Genomic DNA, 1,691 nt, shown 5'->3' on the forward strand with positions numbered 1-1,691 from the left:
TTGGCAGGCTGAGAGCGGGCACCGCGGGACACGTTCTTGGCGTTCTCGGGAGCAGTGGTGGTGCCGGTGCAACAACGGTCAGCTGCTGGGTGGCCGCACACAGCGCCGCTTCGGGTACTCCCACCCTCCTGGTCGACGGCGATCCCCTGGGCGGCGGACTGGAGCTGGCTGCCGGGCTTGAGTCCCAGCCAGGTGTGCGCTGGCCGGATGTGGGTGAGGTCCGCGGGACACTCAATCCCGCCCAGCTTGCGGAGGCGCTGCCTTCGGTGGACGGGCTTTCCATTCTCTCGATGGGCGTCGATCCGCCGGAACCGGGCGTTCTTGCCACGCCTGCCGTGCCATCGGTCATGCAGGCCGCGAGCAACGCCTTCGAGCTGACCGTCGTTGACCTTGCGCGCGGATGGTCGGTCGATGGTTCCCTGCTGCCCTACTGCGACAGCTTCCTGCTGGTCATTCCGGGGCGTCTCCGGGCCATTTCAGCTGCCCGTGCACTTGTACCGCAGCTGAGACCGGTTCCGGTATTGGCACTGGTCCGCGGCCCGGTGGGTCCTGATCTTGATCCACTTCGAATCGCCGAAACCGCCGGCTGTCCGCTGGCCGGCCATCTTCCGCACCTTCGCGGCACGTCCAGTGCAGAGAACCAGGGGAGGCTCCTCGAAATGCGTACTCAACGGTCCGTGCGCAGACTCGCGGATGCGGTGCTCAGGGCACTGTCCTCACCCGGAACGCCGGTAATGCCGTGACTCAGCAACTCAGGCCGCGCAGGAGCCGCCTCGCTCCGGCTGGAACCGATTCCGCCATGGTGGCTGAAGTCCGGGATGCAGTCCTCGCCGAATCATCACCCGTGACCGGGGCCCGGCTCGCGGCTGCAGTTCAATCGACCGGGCGGCTTCTAGGCTCCGAAGGCACATTCCGTACTGTCGACCGGGTTCGGGCGGAACTGCAGGGCCTGGGACCGCTTCAGCATCTTGCCGAGGACCCCACTGTGACCGATATTCTGGTCAACGGGCCCCAGGCGGTCTGGGTGGACAACGGCAGCGGATTGTCGCTGACGTCCCTCCGCTTCGCTTCCGATTCAGAGGTGCGCAATCTCGCGGCCCGCCTGGTAGCTGCCGGAGGACGCCGGCTGGATGACGGCAATCCCTGTGTCGACGTGCGGCTGGACACGTTCCGGGTGCACGCGGTTTTGCCGCCGCTGTCCACCACGGGTACGCTGCTATCGATCAGGATCAGGCGGAAGCGCGAGTTCTCGCTGGAGGAGCTTGAGTCCTCCGGTGCGGTGGACCCGTTGATGGGGCACACGCTGCGCAGGATCGTCACGGGCCGTATGAACTTCCTCATCAGCGGAGCCACCGGCACTGGCAAGACCACATTGCTCTCCACTCTTCTGGCTCTGAGCGACCCGGGCGAACGCCTGGTCACGGTCGAGGACGCGGCGGAGTTGAGCCCTGCGCACCCCCATGCGGTGGGTCTCCAGAGCAGGCACGGCAACCTTGAGGGTGCCGGAGTGGTGGACCTAGCCGAGCTGGTCCGGCAGGCCCTGCGCATGCGTCCCGACCGTTTGATCGTGGGCGAGTGCCGAGGTGCTGAAGTACGCGAACTCCTGGCAGCCATGAATACCGGCCACTCGGGAGCGGGCGGCACCATCCACGCCAATTCGCCGGCCAGCGTGCCGGCGCGGCTGGCGGCCC

General features: G+C 67.0%; 2 protein-coding genes. Both read left to right on the plus strand.

Annotated elements, in window-relative coordinates:
- On the plus strand, positions 1-743 hold a 743-nt coding region (gene ssd, locus Y708_RS23690; RefSeq protein ID WP_081746581.1), incomplete at its 5' end, for a septum site-determining protein Ssd.
- A gap of 56 nt (positions 744-799) precedes the next feature.
- On the plus strand, positions 800-1,691 hold an 892-nt coding region (locus tag Y708_RS23695; protein WP_081746583.1), incomplete at its 3' end, for a TadA family conjugal transfer-associated ATPase.

It is taken from the genome of Arthrobacter sp. H5 (genome assembly GCF_000520595.1).
In the GTDB taxonomy this organism is placed as follows: Bacteria; Actinomycetota; Actinomycetes; order Actinomycetales; family Micrococcaceae; genus Arthrobacter_D.